Source organism: Providencia sp. PROV003 (assembly GCF_045040775.1).
GTDB lineage: Bacteria > Pseudomonadota > Gammaproteobacteria > Enterobacterales > Enterobacteriaceae > Providencia > Providencia huashanensis.
Genome location: NZ_CP096369.1, coordinates 1,885,208 through 1,903,633 on the forward strand (window position 1 = coordinate 1,885,208; position 18,426 = coordinate 1,903,633).

Below are 18,426 nucleotides of genomic sequence, written 5' to 3' on the forward strand. Positions count from 1 at the left end.
TGTATTAATTCATTTTAGGGTTATTTAACGTAAGCAAAAAGGCCGAGGGAATCCCGAGCAAGTGATTGGCATTTAAACTCGGTTGTCAGTGGTATTCCTTTTAAGTCTTTATAACTTTCTTTATTGAGAACGGTCATTTTTTCAGAATTATAATTGCTCAGATCCCATTTATTACTTTTAGCGAAGTAAACAATAGCCCGTTCGATTTCCCTGTCAGGGATTTGGGAGTACCCACAGTCATATTTTAGATAAATGAAAACAGCCGTCAGATCAGCGAGATCTTCAGCTTCATTGTTAGAAAGTGCTCTGGAAGAATTGGTTATCCCTAACAGAGTCATCAGGCATGACATCAATATAAATTTGCGCATTCGTTATTCTATCTGTTTTCTATGTCAAGTTACGTTAGCATAAGAATAGAATTGTTAGTCAACTATATTTTTCTTAAATCCATGTAATAAACCCACAATTATAGAGTGGATTTATTGACCTTCCTGTAAGGGGAGGCTTTATCATTCCTTTATTAAACCATGTTTTGCATAGAAAGGGTAATTTGCCATAAATTACTCTGATAATGATTATTTATTTGATAAACAAAAGGAAGGTTATCAATGCTACGTCGCGATTTTCTTAAGTTAAGTGCTATCACATACGCTGCAAGTGCGCTGCCTATTTGGAGCCGCATCGCGGTCGCAGCCGAAAATTACCCAACTCTTGCTATTCCGCCATTACTAGAGCCTGATGAGCAGGGAAATATTCAGTTAGCAATTCAGCAAGGTGTTTCTCAATTTGTCCCTGGAAAGAAAACGACAACATGGGGCTATAACGGAAATTTACTGGGGCCTGCGGTTAGTTTGAAAAACGGGCAAAGTGTGAATGTGAATATTATTAACCAGCTACCGGAAGAAACCACTGTTCATTGGCATGGTTTAGAAATCTCAGGTGAACAAGATGGTGGTCCGCAAGCGATTATCCAACCAGGAGCAAGCCGTAAAGTCAATTTTACGGTTAATCAAAGCGAAGCAACTTGCTGGTTCCATCCTCATACTCATGGAAAAACAGGCCACCAAGTGGCGATGGGGTTAGCGGGCTTAGTGATAATTAAAGACGATGATAGCACCAAGCAGGGGCTGCCAAGTTCTTGGGGAGTGGATGATATTCCTGTTATTTTACAAGATAAACGTTTAAAAGATGATGGTCAGATTGATTATCAACTCGATGTGATGAGTGCTGCGGTGGGTTGGTTTGGCGATATGATGCTAACTAACGGGGCTGTTTATCCAAAACATGTGGCACCTAAAGGCTGGCTACGCTTGAGATTACTGAATGGCTGTAATGCTCGTAGCTTAAATATTTCGACCAGTGATGGGCGTAAAATGTATGTTGTTGCCAGTGATGGCGGTTTACTCGCTGAGCCAGTTGCTCTAACTGAATTACCTATTTTAATGGGCGAACGCTTCGAAGTACTTATTGATGCTTCAGATGGTCGCGCTTTTGATCTTGTGACCTTACCTGTTGGGCAAATGGGTATGACTATCGCACCTTTTGACCAGCCATTACCTGTTTTACGTATCGAAACAACATTAACACCGAGTGAAGGAAAACTGCCTTCAACGCTTGCTGCAATACCGGCTATCCCTTCTCTTGCTGGTTTAAATCGCCGCCGGTTCCATTTAATGATGGATATGCGTTTGGATATGCAAGGTATGATGATGTTACGTGAAAAATATGGTCCGCAAGCGATGGGCAATATGGGCGGACATGGCGCTATGATGGGAAATATGGGTCATGGCGCTATGATGGGAAATATGGGTCATGGGGCGATGATGAATAATGGAGAAATGAACCATGGGAACATGGGACAAGGAAATAAACGTGGTGGGATGGGAAATGGAGGCCATTGTGGAACTAATTCAGGTGATTTAGACATTCACAATGCAAATACTATTAATGGACAAGTTTTCTCAATGACGCATCCTGCATTTAATGCCCCAATAGGTAAGCAAGAGATTTGGGTTGTTTCAGGGCGTGGTGACATGATGTTACACCCATTCCATGTGCATGGAACGCGTTTTCGTATTTTGAAAGAAAATGGCCAAGCGGTAGCGCCACACCGGCAAGGTTGGAAAGACATCGTTAAAGTTGAAGGGCAAGTGAGTGAAATTTTGGTGGAATTTAATCACCCTGCAACACAGCAGCATCCTTTTATGGCTCACTGTCATCTACTTGAGCATGAAGACACCGGCATGATGATGGGCTTTACTGTAAGTTAAGCGATATCCTAATTTTTAGGACAAAATGCAGTACTAAATTTTAGTACTGCATTTTCCTTTATTAGTATCTAGGTTCTGCCTATGCTAAAATTACGCGCTTTCCATTTCCATAGATGCGTAATTGAAGATGAAACATACCCTTGAAGTCATGATCTCTGAAGAAGAGATTGCACAACGAATCAGTGAATTAGCAGATAAAATTAGCACTCATTATCAACAAGTTGATGGTGAGTTAGTCCTTGTTGGTCTGCTAAAAGGTTCCTTTATTTTTATGGCTGATTTGTGCCGTAAAATTAATGTTCCCCATGAAGTCGATTTTATGACTGTTTCAAGTTATGGCAATGCAATGACATCGAGTCGTGATGTGAAAATTGTCAAAGATTTGGATGAAGATATTCGTGACAAACATGTCTTGATCGTGGAAGATATTATCGATTCAGGCAATACCTTAAATAAAGTCCGTGAGATTTTCGAATTACGTGGCCCTAAATCAGTCGCAATTTGTACATTACTTGATAAGCCTTCACGTCGAGAAGTGGATGTCCCTGTCGAGTGGATTGGCTATTCAATTGAAGACAAATTTGTGGTTGGTTATGGTATCGATTACGCTCAACAGTACCGTCATTTACCTTATATTGGTCATGTAACCTTACTTGAAGATTAAGGTATAAACAACGAATAACTAAAAAGGACAGCAATGCTGTCCTTTTGTTTATTCTCATTGAAATTTCAATGAATTATTTTTAGTTATTCTCGATAATTACAGGATAACCAGTAATCTTTCCATTCTTATTATCAAGGTAAGGCGTAATCAGTGTAGTGATATCTCCTGAACTGATTTTTCCATAATAATTAGAAATAGAATAGTCTGCTTTAGCCGTTAAATCAAGACCTGCACTCATAATACCGTCATAGTTAGAAATCTCGTTCGCACTCGCATTTAGATTTCCTGCACTATTAATTTGAGCATAGTTATTAATGATTTCGTTGCCCATTGTAATATCAATGTCAGCTTGCCCTGCTGCGGGGAAGATAGCATTTGTCTGAATAATCCCTGACTTATTATTCAGCTGATAACCTTTGATATTAATGCTACCATCATTAGCGATAATTCCGCCTTTTTGAGATGATGATAAGCCAAGGTGGAAGGTACCTCTTTTAAAGTCGGCAGCATTGGTATTGCTAACGTATTCAGCATTCATCACTATATTATTGTCAGCTTTAATTAATCCACTACTATTATCTAGATACTTAGAGATAAAGTTAAGATCAAAACCTTTAATATAGCTTAAATTGTTTACCAAATTACCAATGTTGAATGTGGACTTACCATTGTTAGAAACAATAGTACTACTCTTAACATTGGTTAGCTTCGGTGATGTGATATTCATCAATTTGTCGCTACTAATAGTCGATACAGTATCGTTGATGATTTCTCTGCTGGCGGTGATGTCCATTCGACCCGTTTCCGCTTTAATTACCGATTCTTTGTTTGATAGGTAAGTACCGTCAATATTCACACGACGATTAGCATTAATGGCACTAGAACGATTCTCTAATTCAGTGCCCGTAAAGCTAAAGTCCCTCCCAGCTGTTATAGCTGAATGTTCATTTATTATCCGAGCATCAGTAATATTGATATCTCGGCCTGCGATCAGCCTATTTTTTCCGTATTTACTATTGCTATTTTGCCTATTATAAACAAGACCGTTCTTAACATTAATATCGCCTTGTTCAGCTAAAACTAAACCGCCTGTATTGTTAATGGTGGAGGTGGAGTGAAGATTCAGGTTGACGTTTTTCTTTGCACTGATTAAGCCATCATACATATTAGCTATGTAACCAGTAATAGCGGTAATAGTGATGCTTCCATCAGTTGAAATAATGGTTCCTTTATCATTCAGAAGCGCCATTTCAGTTCCATGAAGGTAGTTGACATCTGGGGTGCCAGTTATATTAATATCCCCTTTACTTTTTATGGTTCCTGTATTATTTATCGAATAAGAATCCACAGTTAACCCACCGTTTCCAGCATTGATTAACCCTTTATTCTTTAAATAATTGTGTTTAACATTAACATTCAGGTTTATTTTGTTGGCATTTAAGCTGCCTTTAGAGTCAACAGTGATACCATTGAAATTTGGATCATAAGAAGCTTCCGACAAGCTAGAAAGTGTCTTACCATTTGGGTCAAACAGACTCGCGCCTGCTGATATATTTAGCTCATTGGCTTCGACCTTACCCTTAACCAATACAGCAGAGGAAATAAGGTCAATAGTATTATTGGATGTTAGGTGGTTATTAACTGTGATTTTGCCTTTATTGACGTTATATCCAATTAAGTTATCACCAGCCATAAGAGGGGTGCCTGCTACAAAGGCACCACGTGATGCATTAATAAACCCACAGCTATTACAGGTAATACCGGAAGCATTAGCTACAATCACTTGCGCTGTTTTGCCTGCAACTTCCATCATCCCATTTATAACACTAGTTTTGTTAGAAACTACTTCATTTAAAATAACTTTAGCTTCATTACCAGCAGTTAAGTTACTATTACCGAAGATGCTTCCTGCTAATTGAGTGTTAGTCGTTGAACTACTGTTATTGAAAATAACACCCTTTTCACTCACATTGAAGCTGTCAAAAGTATTATGTGAAATACCTTTATCAGTTGGTTTTTTAATGTGAATAATATTAGGGCCATTAGTATTATAAATGATACCTGTACCATCTAGACTATAAGTTTGATTGTAATCAGTAGATGAAAAATAAGGAGTGTATAACTCTGTTACATCTTTAGAATTAAGCTCACTATAGCGGTGATAGATTCCATCAGAGCCTTTCAGTTTTATTTTTGCACCTGAATTTATTTTAGCATCATAGTTATATATCTCTTTGGCATTAATAACGATATCTCTATCGCTGTTTAGTTCACCTCTTCTATTATCAAAGTTTCCTGTTAAATTAAACTCTATTCCACCTTTGCTAGCAGCTCTTTCTCTTATTTCGCTTTTAAAGAAACCATAGTCGCTGGATATTATATCACCATTGACAGTGATACCGCCATCTAAAGTTTCAATCCCACCAACGTTATTAGCTAATCCAAATTTGTATGCAACTTGATTGAAATTATTCGAGTATGTGTTATATAACTGATTAACATTAAGCGTTATATCATTATATGAACGAATATATCCGCCACTGTTGCTTAGTGAGTTAGCATCAACATTGAGTTTGTTTGCATTAATAAAACCCAGTCCATTATCAATGGTGTTTGACTCAATATTTAGCTGGTCACCTGAGATATGCCCACCGTTATTCTGAATATTATTGACCTTAATATTGGATATATAGGTTGGTGTGGTGCTAGCTGTATTTGTCGCAGAAACTATTTTTCCTTTATTGGTAAGCTTATTAGCGGTAATATTTAATCCTCTTCCACTACTAATAATTGAGTTTGCATCATTACTAATTTCATCTGAAACGATTAAATCTAATTTAGCATTCTTCGCAGTAATTGATGATGCTTTATTTTTTAGTGTATAAGCATTAAGTGCTAGTTTACGATTGGCAGTAATGGATGAGTTAGTAATTTCACTATAACCTACAGTTATATTGACATCTCTACCTGCTTTAATTTTTGCATTTTCGTTATAAATACGGCCAGCATTAATATTGACATCTCTGCCTGCAATAATTCTATCTTCAGATCTTGAAGTATCACGCCATTGATAAAGAGTGTCTCTAGTATCGACATTAATATCGCCTGTTTCAGTTTTAATTAAATCACCACCATTCTGAATAACATTGGACTTAATGCCAACATTATTTTTAGCATTAATTATGCCACCCCTGGTATTTGATATCAGGCTATGGGATGTTAAATTGATATCACCAGAGGTTGAAGTAAGGCGGCCTCCCTGATTATTAAAAGTCGTATCAATTTCACCAGGTTTTCTAGCGATTATATTAAGATCTTGTTTGGCAGTAATAGCAGCTTCACTGTTATCCAAGGTGTCAGCATTGATATTAATATTACCAGAAGATTCAATTCTCTTATAGTTAGTCAACCCACCTGCCGTGTTAACGGATAGCCCTTGATCTCCGGCTAAGATAGTTCCTTGGTTTTTTACACCCACTCCACCTTCTGTGGTAATTAAGGTAATTTTATCCGCATACATACCACCTAACGCAGAGACATCAATACCGACAGATGGACGACTTCCTGTACCCGCAACAGACGTTACTGCAGTTCCATTCGCATCAACAAAATTATTGCCGGTAACCACTTTAATTTCTTCAGCTTTTAACCGCCCATTGATGAGCGCAGAACGAGAAATAAGCTCTGTTGGTGAGTCTGAATTTAAACTATTATTGACAATGATTTGCCCTTTGGCAACATTATAGCCAAGGAGTTCACCATTTGAAACCAAAGGCTTACCAGTCGTCAATGTTGTACTTTCAGTATTAATAAAACCACATGAGTTACAAGTAATACCTGATGGGTTAGCGACAATAACTTGAGCTTTCTTACCCGCAACTTCAACCATACCATTCAGGGTAGTTGCATTATTAGAGTTAACCTCATTTAGGATAACTTTTGCTTCACCACCTGATAGATTAAGGTTCCCGTTAATTAAACCGCCTAATTGTGTATTAACATTATCTTTACTGTTATTTAGAATAGCGCCGTTTTTATCAACATCGAACTTACTGTATATATTGTGAGAAACACCTTTATCACTAGGTTTGTTAATATGAACAATGGTAGGACCATTGTTTTGATTCATGACACCAGCACCGTTAGTATTGATTATTTCTGCGTGAGCAATAGAGGTAACTCCTAAAATTGCTGAAACGCATAAAACGATTGGTTTTAGTTTTAACGTGGGGGTTGATGACCCACTTTTAATAGGCAAACTCATAGAAATATCCCTAAATATAATTGGAGATTGATATTTATAAACTAATAATATTCCATTATAGCCAGTAAATTATGATAGAATTAAAAAATAAGTATATTTAAAAGTGTTTAACTGACTTTGTTTTTTATTTGATAAAATTAAATACCATTAATAAACTAAATATGGATTAAAATGTAGTTTTTTTTACTAAGTCCTTTAGTATCAATGAATAAGGTTTACTCTGCGGCAGGATAATTATGTGTTAATACTTAAATGTCTATACTTACATAATTTTTCTTATTTGGAGTTAATGTTAAGTTTCATTGAATATATATATTTTGTTTTGTTATTTATTACCTTTAATGAATCTCTATTTTATTTTATTTTTATATTACTCTAATTTTGGATTAAATAAAAAAGCCCTCATATGAGAGCTTTGAATTTAAATTATTTTTTTTGAGTTAATGTTGCAATAGCTTCTCTATAACAGAGTTCAAGTTTTTCTCTGCTGTCTGCAGTGATATGTAAATCTTGTAAACGACCATTATTAATCCCGTAAACCCAACCGTGGATCATAACATTTTGTCCACGCTTCCAAGCTGATTGCATAATTGTTGAATGGCCTAAATTATAAACTTGTTCAACTACGTTTAGTTCGCATAAGCGGTTAAGGCGCTCGCATGGTTTGAGTTCACCTAACATTGAGCTGTGGCGATACCAAATATCACGTATATGCAGCAACCAGTTATTAATTAAACCGAGCTCGGTGTTATCAACAGCAGCTTCAATCCCACCACAGCCGTAGTGACCGCAGATAATAATATGTTCGACTTGAAGCACATCAACCGCATACTGTATAACTGACAAGCAATTGAGGTCTGTGTGTATAACCAAGTTAGCGACGTTACGGTGAACAAATAGATCACCAGGGGCTGCGTTAATTAATTTTTCTGCAGGTACTCGACTGTCTGAGCAGCCTATCCATAAGAATCTCGGCTTTTGCGCTTTTGATAATTCTTTGAAGAATTCAGGATCTTGTTCTTTTACTGATGCTGACCATGCTTCATTGTTAGCAAACAGCTCTTCGATTTTTCTCATCATGACTTATAGCCTAGTTGTGTTACTTTGCGATAAAATCTTATACAACATTTATTGATTAAATAATAATTAGTTATACTAATTACAGTATCCTTATGATGAACCTCTCTTTTAGACAAGACAACCATTAATTACTAACTCATTGAATTATTTTAAATAAATCAATTATCTCTTTTCTGCATAACATAGAACAGAAAAAAGTGGCATCATAAGATTATATTGCCTGTAAACCGTCTTAAGAATAAAGGTTTTTTTTACATATGACATATGCACTTGAGTTATCACAGTTAACCAAAACCTACCCTGGTGGAGTGAGAGCCCTAAGAGGAATAGACCTAAGCGTTGAAGATGGAGACTTTTATGCTTTGTTAGGGCCAAATGGCGCGGGTAAATCTACAACAATTGGCATCATCAGTTCATTAGTTAATAAAACTAGTGGTTCTGTAAAAGTTTTTGGCTACGATTTAGAAAAACAAGTTGTTCAAGCTAAGCAGCAACTTGGTTTAGTCCCTCAGGAATTTAATTTCAACCCATTTGAAACAGTATTACAAATAGTGCTTAACCAAGCGGGTTACTATGGCGTAGCTCGGCCCGTGGCTGTACAACGTGCCGAGCAATATTTGTCGCAGCTTGATTTATGGGAGAAGCGTAACGAGCGTGCGCGTAATTTGTCTGGGGGTATGAAACGCCGTTTAATGATTGCTAGAGCATTAATGCACCAACCGAAACTGTTAATTTTGGATGAACCAACCGCTGGAGTTGATATCGAATTACGCCGCTCAATGTGGACATTTTTAAAAAGTTTAAATGCGCAAGGGACAACCATTATTTTAACGACACATTATTTGGAAGAAGCTGAAATGTTGTGCCGTAATATTGGTATTATTCAACATGGCGAATTAGTTGAAAATACCAGTATGAAACAATTGTTAAGCCAACTGGAATCAGAAACTTTCATTTTCGATTTAGTACCCAAAAGTCCTATCCCTCAGTTATTGGGGTATGAGTCCCGTTTAATTGATACATCAACTCTTGAAGTTGATGTCAAAAGGGAACAAGGGCTGAACAGTGTTTTTAGTCAACTTAGTGAGCAAGGTATTCAGATTTTAAGTATGCGTAATAAAGCTAACCGTTTAGAAGAGTTATTTGTGAACTTGGTTAAAAAAGAAAATAATGTGACTGAAAAGGGGATAGTGTCATGATCTCATTATATTGGGTTGCATTGAAAACCATTTGGATAAAAGAAGTTACTCGATTTGGTCGTATATGGGTACAAACCTTGTTACCACCAGTTATTACAATGTCATTGTATTTTGTCATTTTTGGTAACCTGATAGGTTCTAGAATTGGTGATATGGGGGGCGTGGACTATATGCAATTTATAGTACCAGGTCTGATAATGATGGCAGTGATCACGAACTCATACTCAAATGTATGTTCTTCATTTTTTGGGTCTAAATTTCAGAAAAACATTGAGGAATTACTTGTTGCTCCAGTTCCAACCCATATTATTATTGCTGGTTTTGTTGGTGGGGGGGTTGCAAGAGGGATTTTAGTTGGCTTCTTGGTTACTTTAGTATCACTATTTTTTATTCCATTACAGGTTCACTCATGGGTTATGGTCATAGTGACACTTCTATTAACTGCAATTGTGTTTTCATTAGCTGGGTTATTGAATGCTATTTTTGCCAAGACATTTGATGATATTAGCATTGTTCCTACCTTTGTATTAACACCACTAACTTATTTGGGGGGTGTTTTTTATTCATTGTCATTACTACCGCCATTTTGGCAAGCAGTATCCAAGCTGAATCCCATCGTTTATATGATTAGTGGTTTTAGATACGGTTTCTTAGGTATTGCTGATGTTTCTATCGGAATTACCCTTGGGGTGCTTATGATTTTCTTGGTTGTTTTCTATTTGCTGACTTGGTATTTAATTGAGCAAGGTAGAGGGTTACGCAGCTAACTTAGCATATTTTATTTTTCTTAAGGCCATATCTAAATTTGTTATTTAATTAATTAGATATGGTCAGTTTTTAAGTATAAATACGCAGGTGATTTAAAATTAAATTAACTGGTAAAAATACTTAGTTTATTAGAGATTAAGTTTGGTAGTATAAATTTTGGAATAAATTTAGCGATTATTTACATATGAAATAGTTTTATTGGGAAACTGCAAGGTTTATAACATCTCATTCGGAATATTCCGAACTAAATCTATAGCTTTTTTCAATAAATAAACGGTTATTTATAACACCCCCTTCAAAATATATAGTTATTTATCTCTGATGTAATTAAAATTTAGAGTTAAAGACTCAAAATACAATTAAAGTATTTATATTATTAACTCGTGCTTATTATAAGTAGACAAAGTAGTTGTTATAGCTGGTTATAATTATATTTTAACTTAATTAGCTTGTTTTGTTATCGTTAACAAATGGTTTTTCTTTATTTTTTGATATATTTCTCTAAATGATCATTGTCAATAAGTTTAATTATGGATTTAATTCTTTCCTTAAATTAAATTTGCGAGTTTACTCTTAATATGGATTTTATCTAAAAAAGCTAATATACTTTTTGTGAATTAAATATATGGGGTATTAAGTATTTAAAAGTAATTTAACTACTAGTCTTGTACATAATTAATAATTATTTACTGGTATATAAGAGGTTTATATGATTTTAAAAAAATCTGTATTAATGACATCAATTATTATTGTGTCATTATCGGGCATGGCACATGCAGCGGTTGATAGTGGTAATGCTAGAGGTACGATAAATTTTAAAGGGCAATTTATTGATACAACTTGCACTATTGAAGTTAATAATACAAATAAAAATGAAGGTACTGTGCAACTGGGTACTTGGATGACAAATACCTTTGATAAAATCGGTGAATTAACAGAAGCTGTTCCTTTAACAATAGGCTTAAGTGGCTGCCCTGCAACATTAACTCGGGCACGAGTTACTTTCGGTGGGACGGCACATGCTGATGACAACAAACTATATGCGGTTAGTGAAGCAACAGGTGTTGGTATTGGTATTTCTGGTGATGTAAATGGAACAAATTTTTATACTCCAGACACTGAAGCTGATGGTATTGATTTAACGAGTAATGGCGGTGAGAAAACCTATTACGCACGCTACGTTACAACTGCGAATGAAGTTACAGCAGGTAAAGCGAATGCTGATGTCACAGTAACTATTCAATACAACCAATAATTAACTTAATTAGGGAACGATTGTTCCCTCTTTTTGATAGGGGAAAATTTTGAAAAAATCTCTTATTTTGCTAGTACTTCTATGTATGACAGCAGTTAACGTAAATGCTAGTGTGGTTTTAGGTGGTACGCGCGTCATTTATGAAGGTAATAAAAAAGAAGCCTCTATATCAGTTCGGAACGATGAAAAAATCCCTTTTCTTGTTCAGTCGTGGGTGAATAGTTTTGATGATAGTGAAAAACAGAAAATACCATTTACAGTAACACCGCCTCTTTTTCGTATTGAGCCTGAATCAGTAAATGCAATTCGAATTGTATTAACGGATCCTAAATTACCATCAGATAAAGAGTCTATTTATTGGTTAAATGTTAAATCAATACCGCCGTCTGACCCTAATGCAACAAATAATTTAACTATCTCAATTAATAATAAAATTAAGTTAATTTATCGCCCAGTGGATTTACCAACAGCAGATGCATTTACTGCCTATGAAAAGCTCACCTTTGAAAAGAAAGGAAATAGCTTAAAATCTAAAAACCCAACACCTTATTATGTGTCATTTGGTGAACTAAAAATTGGCAATAAAAAAATTACTGATCCTGGCATGGTGCCTCCAATGGGAGAAGCAACTTGGAATATTTCAGAAATCCAAGCAAATCAGGTGACTTGGAGTGCTGTTAATGATCATGGAACGATAACAAAAACAAAAACTCAGACATTAAAATAATTCGTTGGAAGAATATACATTATGCGTTGTATTCCAAGAAAACAACTCTTATCAATTTGTTGTGCTAATGCTATAACCTGTTCGCATAATTGGGTAATGTATTTTCGGTTAAAGAAAGTATGTCAGGCAGTGGCTGCAATTATTTTCACTGGTATGAATGTTAATTATGCATTTGCTGATGACTATTTTAGCCCAAGCTCATTAAGTGTGGTTGATGGTCAAAATATTGCAGATTTACCGAATTTAAATCAATTTGCTAATCCGGGTGGCCAGCTTGCAGGGGAATACCATGTTGATGTAATTGTAAATGGTATTTTAATGGAATCGAAGGTCGTTGAGTTCATTAAGGATAAGTCGTCAAATCAGCTAATTCCCCTATTAACGAAAGAAGAATTAGCACTTTGGGGTGTTAAAGTTGATGCAATTCCTGCGTTAAAAGCTCTTCCTGAAAAACAAGAAATTGTTCCTATCAGCGAATATATACCTGATGCAAAATCTATATTGGAATTGAATCAACAAAAGTTAAATATTTCGATCCCTCAAATTGCGATGGACAAGCAAGCATTAGGTACTGTGCCAACAAGTCAGTGGGAAAACGGTGTTCCCGCTTTGGTCTTAAATTATTATTATAGTGGTTCAAATAATTGGAGCCGCAATAAGTCTAAAGACTCCAATTCTCATTACTTTAATTTGCGAAGTACTGGAAACCTAGGTCCGTGGCGTTTAAAAAACTACTCAACCTATACAGATAATAATGGGAAGCGTGAGTGGGAGAACATTGAAACCAGTTTAGAAAGAGGAATTAATTATTTAAAATCACAATTAACAATAGGTGATACTGCTACACCAAGTGAAATATTTGAAGGATTTCAATTTCGAGGCGTACAGTTACGAAGTGATGAATCTATGCTACCTAGTTCAATGAGGGGATTTGCACCCGTTATTCGTGGTATAGCACAAAGTAATGCAGAAGTTACAGTTAAACAAAATAACTATGTTATTTACCAATCTTATGTTTCGCCCGGAGCATTTGAAATTGATGATTTATACCCAACAGGAACCAGCGGTGATTTGACTGTTTTGATTAAAGAAGCAGATGGTTCTGAACGTTCATTTGTAGTTCCTTTTTCATCAATTGCCATAATGCAACGTGAAGGACAGCTCAAATATTCACTAACTGGAGGGAAATATAAGTCTAATACTTCAGGTGAGGTTGAGCCAAACTTTTTGCAAAGTACATTTATTTATGGATTACCCAAAAGTATTACGGGGTATGCAGGGACTTTATTATCCAAAAACTACCAGTCTTATGCGGCAGGAATGGGGATTAACTTAGGAAGTTTTGGGGCATTATCGGCAGATATAACACAAGCTAATAGCCAAAACTTATTAGGGAAAGACAATACTGATAGCGGGCAGTCATATCGTTTTCAATATTCTAAAAATGTCACGTCTACAGGTACTTCAGTAACGTTAGCAAACTATCGTTATTCAACTGAAGGGTTTTATACATTTAGTGAAGCAAATAGCAATCAGCCTAAAATCTATCGTAATAATAAAAAAAATCGTTTTCAGGTTTCGCTTAACCAATCACTAAATGAATTCGGTAATGTCTATTTTTCGAGTTATCAGCAAGATTATTGGAACCGTTCAGGTAAAGAACGCTCATTGAATGCAGGTTATAATAATAATATTGGCGGGATCACTTACAATTTTAGCTACAGTTATACTGATAGTGCTTATCAACGTAAAGCGGATAACTATTTTTCTTTTTCAATGACTATTCCTTTGAATGATTCATCAGGCAACTACACATCGATAAACAGCAGCGTTACAGCTGATAACAGTGGTAATACGGATGCAATGATGGGGATAAGTGGTACTTTAGGTGAGAGTAATAATTTTAATTATGCTATTCAACAATCCTATGGGAATAAAGAAACACGTGCGAGCGGAAATGCATCAGCATCTTATCGGGGAAGCTATGGGGTTGCAAATGCGGCTTATGGATATGATAAATATTCACAACGAGCGAACTATGGTCTAACGGGGGCCGTTGTCGCTCATCCACATGGAATCACATTGTCTCAGCCAATCAATGATACTTTTGCTATTGTCCGTGCTCCTGGGGCGAAAAATGTACAAGTTTCAAACCGAGCAAATATTTCAACGGACTCTCGTGGTTATGCAATTATTCCTTATTTAAACCCTTATACGAAAAATGAAATTACGCTCAACATAGATTCATTACCAGATAATGTTGAATTAAAAACGAATACCGTGAGTGTCGTACCAACGAAAGGTGCAGCGATTCTGGCAAGTTATCAAACGCATGTGGGTTACAGACTATTATTTACTGTAACGCATAATGGCAAACCTGTGCCTTTTGGTGCAATGGCACAATTCTCTCAAAGTGATGATCAAAATATAAGTACAGGTATTGTGGGCGATAATGGTGATGTTTATCTCAGTGGAATGCCGGAACAAGGGCAATTACAGATAAAATGGGGTAAAAGTTTACAAGAACAATGCATTGCAGAATACCAATTAACCGCGGAACAATTAAAACAGCATTTACCTATATTGCCTGTTAATTGCCACTGAGAATAGGTTTTTAATATGAATATAAAACAGATTATTACTTCGATTGGTATTACATTGTTTTCATTTAGTGCATGCAGTATTGGGCAATTTCGTGTCAATTTAGGGGATTTAGAAATTGATTCAGCGGCACATAAACTTCCCCGTGAATCTATACTCGGTAATGGATGGAAGCAATTTGAACCTAGCGCTAACCATGAATTATGTGTTGCAGAAAATGCGGGAAATTTTAAATTTATGTTACAAGCTAATAGTCAGCCGACCGGAATGACTATTAATGATGGTTCAGGTAGTTACCCTGTTTTTAGTACTGGGATTGATGGTGTTGGTTATGTGGTTGGTGTAAGGCAAAAAGGAACGAGTCAATGGTATCCATTAACGGGAAGTAATAGCGAAATTAATGCAGTTGATGGCTCATCGGCACTACAACTTGAAACGCGGATGATGTATATCAAAACGGTTCAAGGGGATATTGAAGGGTCAGAAAAAGTTGCTACACATTTTAGCACAATTAAAGTGCAATGCACTGGTGATATGAATTGGATATCATCAGTTGGCGAAATATTACCTGCATCAACTTTAATTTCATGGGCACAGCGTACTTGCTCTATTTCATCTGTTCGTCAATCTGTTGATCTTGGAGTTCACGATATTGCTAAAGTTCGTTCACTTAATATAGGTGATACTTTTGGTCATGCTCAGCAGTCGATCACGATTAATTGTCCAAAAATAATGTCTGTTGCCTATACGATCGCAGATAATTTGCACCCCAGTAACATCAATACAGATATCATTTATTTGGAAAATAACAATGAGAACCCAGGATTTGCTGTACGTGTATATGAATCTGGGAAGTCATCTCCGTTGAGGTTGGGGGGAGATCGCTCATTATCTAATAGTTATGTATATTCTCTGCTAGATAAAACGAGTCTAAGCCCGATTATTACAAAGACATTTGAATTCAAGTACGTCAAAACGTCTAATGAAGTGAAAGCGACTAATGGTAATGCACAGGTCACGGTTACCCTTGTGTATAAATAGAAAAGGTAAATTATCAATGAATTATATAATTAATTTGCTCGTTTTTTTATTTTCTTTAACCTATATGAATGTTCTTGTCGCGGACGAATATATCAAGGTGAATTTTAGCGGCTCAATCAAAGCTAAGTCGTGTACCGTGTTCTCTGCAGCACAGAATATTGATTTAGGGACTTGGTTTTTAGAGGGAAATGGGCGTAACTTTGCTCGCGATTCAGTCACTGATTGGGTGGAATTTGATTTGGCGTTTAATTGTTCACCGGACAAGCGGCAAGTGGTCGGTGTATTAGAAGGTACGCCAGCCGAGTTAGATAATAAACTATTTGAGTTAGATAAATCAGCTGGTTCAGCAAGCGGAATGGCCATTCAAATTGAAGCTTATTCACCAGAGAATAAGCGTTGGGAAGAAAAAAATGCGAATGAAGTGAGCACATTAATTAGTTTTGCGGGAACAACATCAGGAATGAATACGGTTCAATTGCGCGCACGTTATAAGCAACTAGCAGACAGCGCAACAGGAGGAGATGCAAATGCCTCTATTACATTTGTTGTGCGAAATAACTAAGGAAAAGCAATGAATCAAAATATTAGATATGCGACTTATGTTTTTGCAATAGCACTGCTCTTTTTTTCTACAAAATCTATGAGTTATGATGCTATTTTTAATATTACAGGGCGAGTATCTGCAAACACGTGTTCAGTTCAATCTGCGAAAACATTCAATGTTAATCTTGGTGACAACATAATTGGTTGGAGTGGTTTTGGTTCTGGTATCAATACGAAATCTAAAAAGGTAGATTGGCGGATTGATTTTAACTGCGATAAAGATGCTACCATTTACTTTAATTTTCGGGGAAATAATTCTAGTAGAGATCGTGAATTACTAATGTTGAGTCCTTTGCCTGGAAGTGCTAAAGGGGTCGGAATAAAGACGGAATTGGATTTCGGAACTAGCAGTGTAACCATAGGATTTTATAGCAGTATATTGGCATCATATAGTGGCGTTGAAGGAAAAAGAACACTTATACTTAGATCGTATTATGTACAAACAGATAGTGTAGTTACTCCTGGTATCGCGAATGCTTCGATGGATATAGACGTGACTTACCAATAAATAATAGATATTGAATAAACTAAAGCGCCATTAATATGATGACGCTTTAGTCTTATGTTAAGCCACTTGTACGGGGACCGCTTTTGCCACACGACTCATAACGTTATTTTCATCAAAGTAAGCGACTTTAGGCTTATGAAGGCGAGCATCTTCATCTTCAATTTGTACATAAGAACAAATAATAAGTTTATCCCCAACAGCGGCACGACGTGCAGCCGCGCCATTCACAGAGATAATCTTCGAACCTCGTTCACCTGAAATCGCGTAAGTTGAAAAGCGTTCCCCGTTATCAACGTTATAAATATCAATCGCTTCGTATTCAAGGATACCGGCTGCATCCATAAAGTCTTGATCGATAGCACAGGAGCCCTCGTAGTGTAAGTCAGCCTGAGTAACAGTGACGCGGTGTAGTTTTCCTTGCAACATTCTTCTTAACATTTTTTCTTCCTCATTCGGCCCACAGCGTTGTTGGCGTTTTCCCTCCCTAGTCTTAGGCTCCTAGAGATTTGTTTATTGAACGCCTAGCTGTAAACTCTGTAATTGCAGTGTGTTGTTTTATTGTTATAAGTACTTTGTTTCTATGCAATATCGACGGGAAGGTCAACTTGCAAATTGTCAATTAGTCGAGTCTGCCCTAACCATGCTGCCATCAGGATGACGGCTCGTTTACTCGACCCACTAAGGGGTAACAAGGTTTCTGCATCACGAATAAATAGCTCATCTGGTGTAAAACCAGCTTGGCGTAAAGACTCTTCCATTTCATTGACAAGGTCATTTGCAATGCTAGGGGTTTCTGCTAATTTTTGCCCGGCTTGTAACATAATTTGATAAAGCTGGGGGGCTATTTTTTGCTCTTCAGCAGATAAATTATTATTGCGAGAACTTAAGGCTAGCCCATTTTTTGCTCTAACTGTTGGAATACTGATGATTTGGGTATCGAATGATAAATCATTAACTAATTTACGAATCAATTGTAATTGCTGATAATCTTTTTTACCAAACAGCGCAATATCAGGTTGTACTAAGTTGAACAGCTTAGTAATAACAGTTGCGACACCACGGAAATGCCCCGGACGACTTGCGCCTTCTAGTATCGTTGATAGTTCAGGGACTTCAACATATGTCTGCTTTTCCTTCCCGTCAGGGTAAAATTCGAGAGGAGAAGGTGCAAAAACTAAATTGATACCAAGACGTTTTAATTTCTCACAGTCTTCTTGCAACGTTCGCGGGTAATTTGCTAAATCAGACTGCCTATCAAATTGCATTGGGTTAACAAAGATACTGGCAATAACAATATCAGCTTGCTGTTTAGCTTGGTCAATGAGTGTTAAGTGACCATCATGCAAATTGCCCATTGTTGGCACAAGTGCAATACGTTTGCCTTCTTGTTTCCAGCGACGGATTTCACGGCGTAGTATAAGTGCCGTTTCAACGATAAGCATACGT

General features: G+C 36.5%; 15 protein-coding genes. 10 read left to right on the plus strand and 5 right to left on the minus strand.

The window, feature by feature from the left end; translation table 11 throughout:
• Positions 1–20: 20 nt before the first annotated feature.
• On the minus strand, positions 21–368 hold the full coding sequence (locus M1F14_RS08635) for a YacC family pilotin-like protein (RefSeq protein WP_042848221.1): 348 nt from the start codon (positions 366–368) through the stop codon (positions 21–23).
• A 240-nt stretch (positions 369–608) separates the two neighbouring features.
• Between M1F14_RS08635 and cueO the strand changes: the two genes are divergently transcribed.
• Complete coding sequence (gene cueO / locus M1F14_RS08640) at positions 609–2,270, plus strand: multicopper oxidase CueO (RefSeq protein ID WP_181468705.1); 1,662 nt, start codon at positions 609–611, stop codon at positions 2,268–2,270.
• A gap of 127 nt (positions 2,271–2,397) precedes the next feature.
• Positions 2,398–2,934, plus strand: coding sequence for a hypoxanthine phosphoribosyltransferase (gene hpt / locus M1F14_RS08645; RefSeq protein ID WP_042848219.1), 537 nt, complete (start codon positions 2,398–2,400; stop codon positions 2,932–2,934).
• Between the two features lie 79 nt (positions 2,935–3,013).
• Here the strand turns inward: hpt and M1F14_RS08650 are convergent, their stop codons facing one another.
• Together M1F14_RS08650 and can are read right to left on the minus strand one after the other, a co-directional pair.
• Positions 3,014–7,198: a filamentous hemagglutinin N-terminal domain-containing protein gene (locus M1F14_RS08650; protein WP_181468704.1), complete on the minus strand. Its 4,185-nt coding sequence runs from the start codon at positions 7,196–7,198 to the stop codon at positions 3,014–3,016.
• A 426-nt stretch (positions 7,199–7,624) separates the two neighbouring features.
• Entirely contained in the window at positions 7,625–8,278 is a 654-nt protein-coding gene (gene can, locus M1F14_RS08655; protein WP_042848217.1) for a carbonate dehydratase, read from the minus strand.
• Positions 8,279–8,535: 257 nt separating this feature from the next.
• On the opposite strand from can, the gene M1F14_RS08660 reads away from it, so the two are divergent.
• From M1F14_RS08660 to M1F14_RS08695, 8 genes are all read left to right on the plus strand, one after another.
• Positions 8,536–9,477: an ABC transporter ATP-binding protein gene (locus M1F14_RS08660; protein WP_042848216.1), complete on the plus strand. Its 942-nt coding sequence runs from the start codon at positions 8,536–8,538 to the stop codon at positions 9,475–9,477.
• Positions 9,474–10,244, plus strand: coding sequence for an ABC transporter permease (locus M1F14_RS08665; protein WP_042848215.1), 771 nt, complete (start codon positions 9,474–9,476; stop codon positions 10,242–10,244). Before M1F14_RS08660 ends, M1F14_RS08665 begins: the two co-directional genes overlap by 4 nt.
• A 710-nt stretch (positions 10,245–10,954) precedes the next feature.
• On the plus strand, positions 10,955–11,500 hold the full coding sequence (locus M1F14_RS08670) for a fimbrial protein (RefSeq protein WP_042848214.1): 546 nt from the start codon (positions 10,955–10,957) through the stop codon (positions 11,498–11,500).
• A gap of 49 nt (positions 11,501–11,549) precedes the next feature.
• Positions 11,550–12,227 carry a molecular chaperone gene (locus M1F14_RS08675; protein ID WP_042848213.1) on the plus strand — a complete coding sequence of 226 codons (678 nt, stop codon included), beginning with the start codon at positions 11,550–11,552 and terminating at the stop codon, positions 12,225–12,227.
• A 129-nt stretch (positions 12,228–12,356) separates the two neighbouring features.
• Positions 12,357–14,831, plus strand: coding sequence for a fimbria/pilus outer membrane usher protein (locus M1F14_RS08680; RefSeq protein WP_226619096.1), 2,475 nt, complete (start codon positions 12,357–12,359; stop codon positions 14,829–14,831).
• Positions 14,832–14,846: 15 nt separating this feature from the next.
• The gene (locus tag M1F14_RS08685) at positions 14,847–15,869 is read left to right on the plus strand and encodes a fimbrial protein (RefSeq protein ID WP_042848207.1); all 1,023 of its coding nucleotides are present in this window, start codon (positions 14,847–14,849) and stop codon (positions 15,867–15,869) included.
• A 16-nt stretch (positions 15,870–15,885) separates the two neighbouring features.
• Positions 15,886–16,431, plus strand: a complete 546-nt coding sequence (locus M1F14_RS08690) for a fimbrial protein (RefSeq protein WP_042848204.1) — start codon at positions 15,886–15,888, stop codon at positions 16,429–16,431.
• Positions 16,432–16,440: 9 nt separating this feature from the next.
• Positions 16,441–16,980, plus strand: coding sequence for a fimbrial protein (locus tag M1F14_RS08695; protein ID WP_042848202.1), 540 nt, complete (start codon positions 16,441–16,443; stop codon positions 16,978–16,980).
• A 57-nt stretch (positions 16,981–17,037) separates the two neighbouring features.
• Here the strand turns inward: M1F14_RS08695 and panD are convergent, their stop codons facing one another.
• Positions 17,038–17,418 carry an aspartate 1-decarboxylase gene (panD, locus tag M1F14_RS08700; RefSeq protein ID WP_042848200.1) on the minus strand — a complete coding sequence of 127 codons (381 nt, stop codon included), beginning with the start codon at positions 17,416–17,418 and terminating at the stop codon, positions 17,038–17,040.
• Between the two features lie 140 nt (positions 17,419–17,558).
• A complete protein-coding gene (gene panC / locus M1F14_RS08705; protein ID WP_181468703.1) occupies positions 17,559–18,422 on the minus strand; it encodes a pantoate--beta-alanine ligase in 864 nt (287 codons plus the stop codon).
• Positions 18,423–18,426: the final 4 nt, after the last annotated feature.

Coding starts and splice junctions, on each gene's coding strand:
- hpt (WP_042848219.1), top strand. CDS start 2,398: ATGAAACATACCCTTGAAGTCATGATCTCTGAAGAAGAGATTGCACAA.
- M1F14_RS08690 (WP_042848204.1), top strand. CDS start 15,886: ATGAATTATATAATTAATTTGCTCGTTTTTTTATTTTCTTTAACCTAT.
- can (WP_042848217.1), bottom strand. CDS start 8,278: ATGATGAGAAAAATCGAAGAGCTGTTTGCTAACAATGAAGCATGGTCA.
- M1F14_RS08650 (WP_181468704.1), bottom strand. CDS start 7,198: ATGAGTTTGCCTATTAAAAGTGGGTCATCAACCCCCACGTTAAAACTA.
- panD (WP_042848200.1), bottom strand. CDS start 17,418: ATGTTAAGAAGAATGTTGCAAGGAAAACTACACCGCGTCACTGTTACT.
- M1F14_RS08635 (WP_042848221.1), bottom strand. CDS start 368: ATGCGCAAATTTATATTGATGTCATGCCTGATGACTCTGTTAGGGATA.
- M1F14_RS08685 (WP_042848207.1), top strand. CDS start 14,847: ATGAATATAAAACAGATTATTACTTCGATTGGTATTACATTGTTTTCA.
- M1F14_RS08660 (WP_042848216.1), top strand. CDS start 8,536: ATGACATATGCACTTGAGTTATCACAGTTAACCAAAACCTACCCTGGT.
- panC (WP_181468703.1), bottom strand. CDS start 18,422: ATGCTTATCGTTGAAACGGCACTTATACTACGCCGTGAAATCCGTCGC.
- M1F14_RS08695 (WP_042848202.1), top strand. CDS start 16,441: ATGAATCAAAATATTAGATATGCGACTTATGTTTTTGCAATAGCACTG.
- M1F14_RS08665 (WP_042848215.1), top strand. CDS start 9,474: ATGATCTCATTATATTGGGTTGCATTGAAAACCATTTGGATAAAAGAA.
- cueO (WP_181468705.1), top strand. CDS start 609: ATGCTACGTCGCGATTTTCTTAAGTTAAGTGCTATCACATACGCTGCA.
- M1F14_RS08670 (WP_042848214.1), top strand. CDS start 10,955: ATGATTTTAAAAAAATCTGTATTAATGACATCAATTATTATTGTGTCA.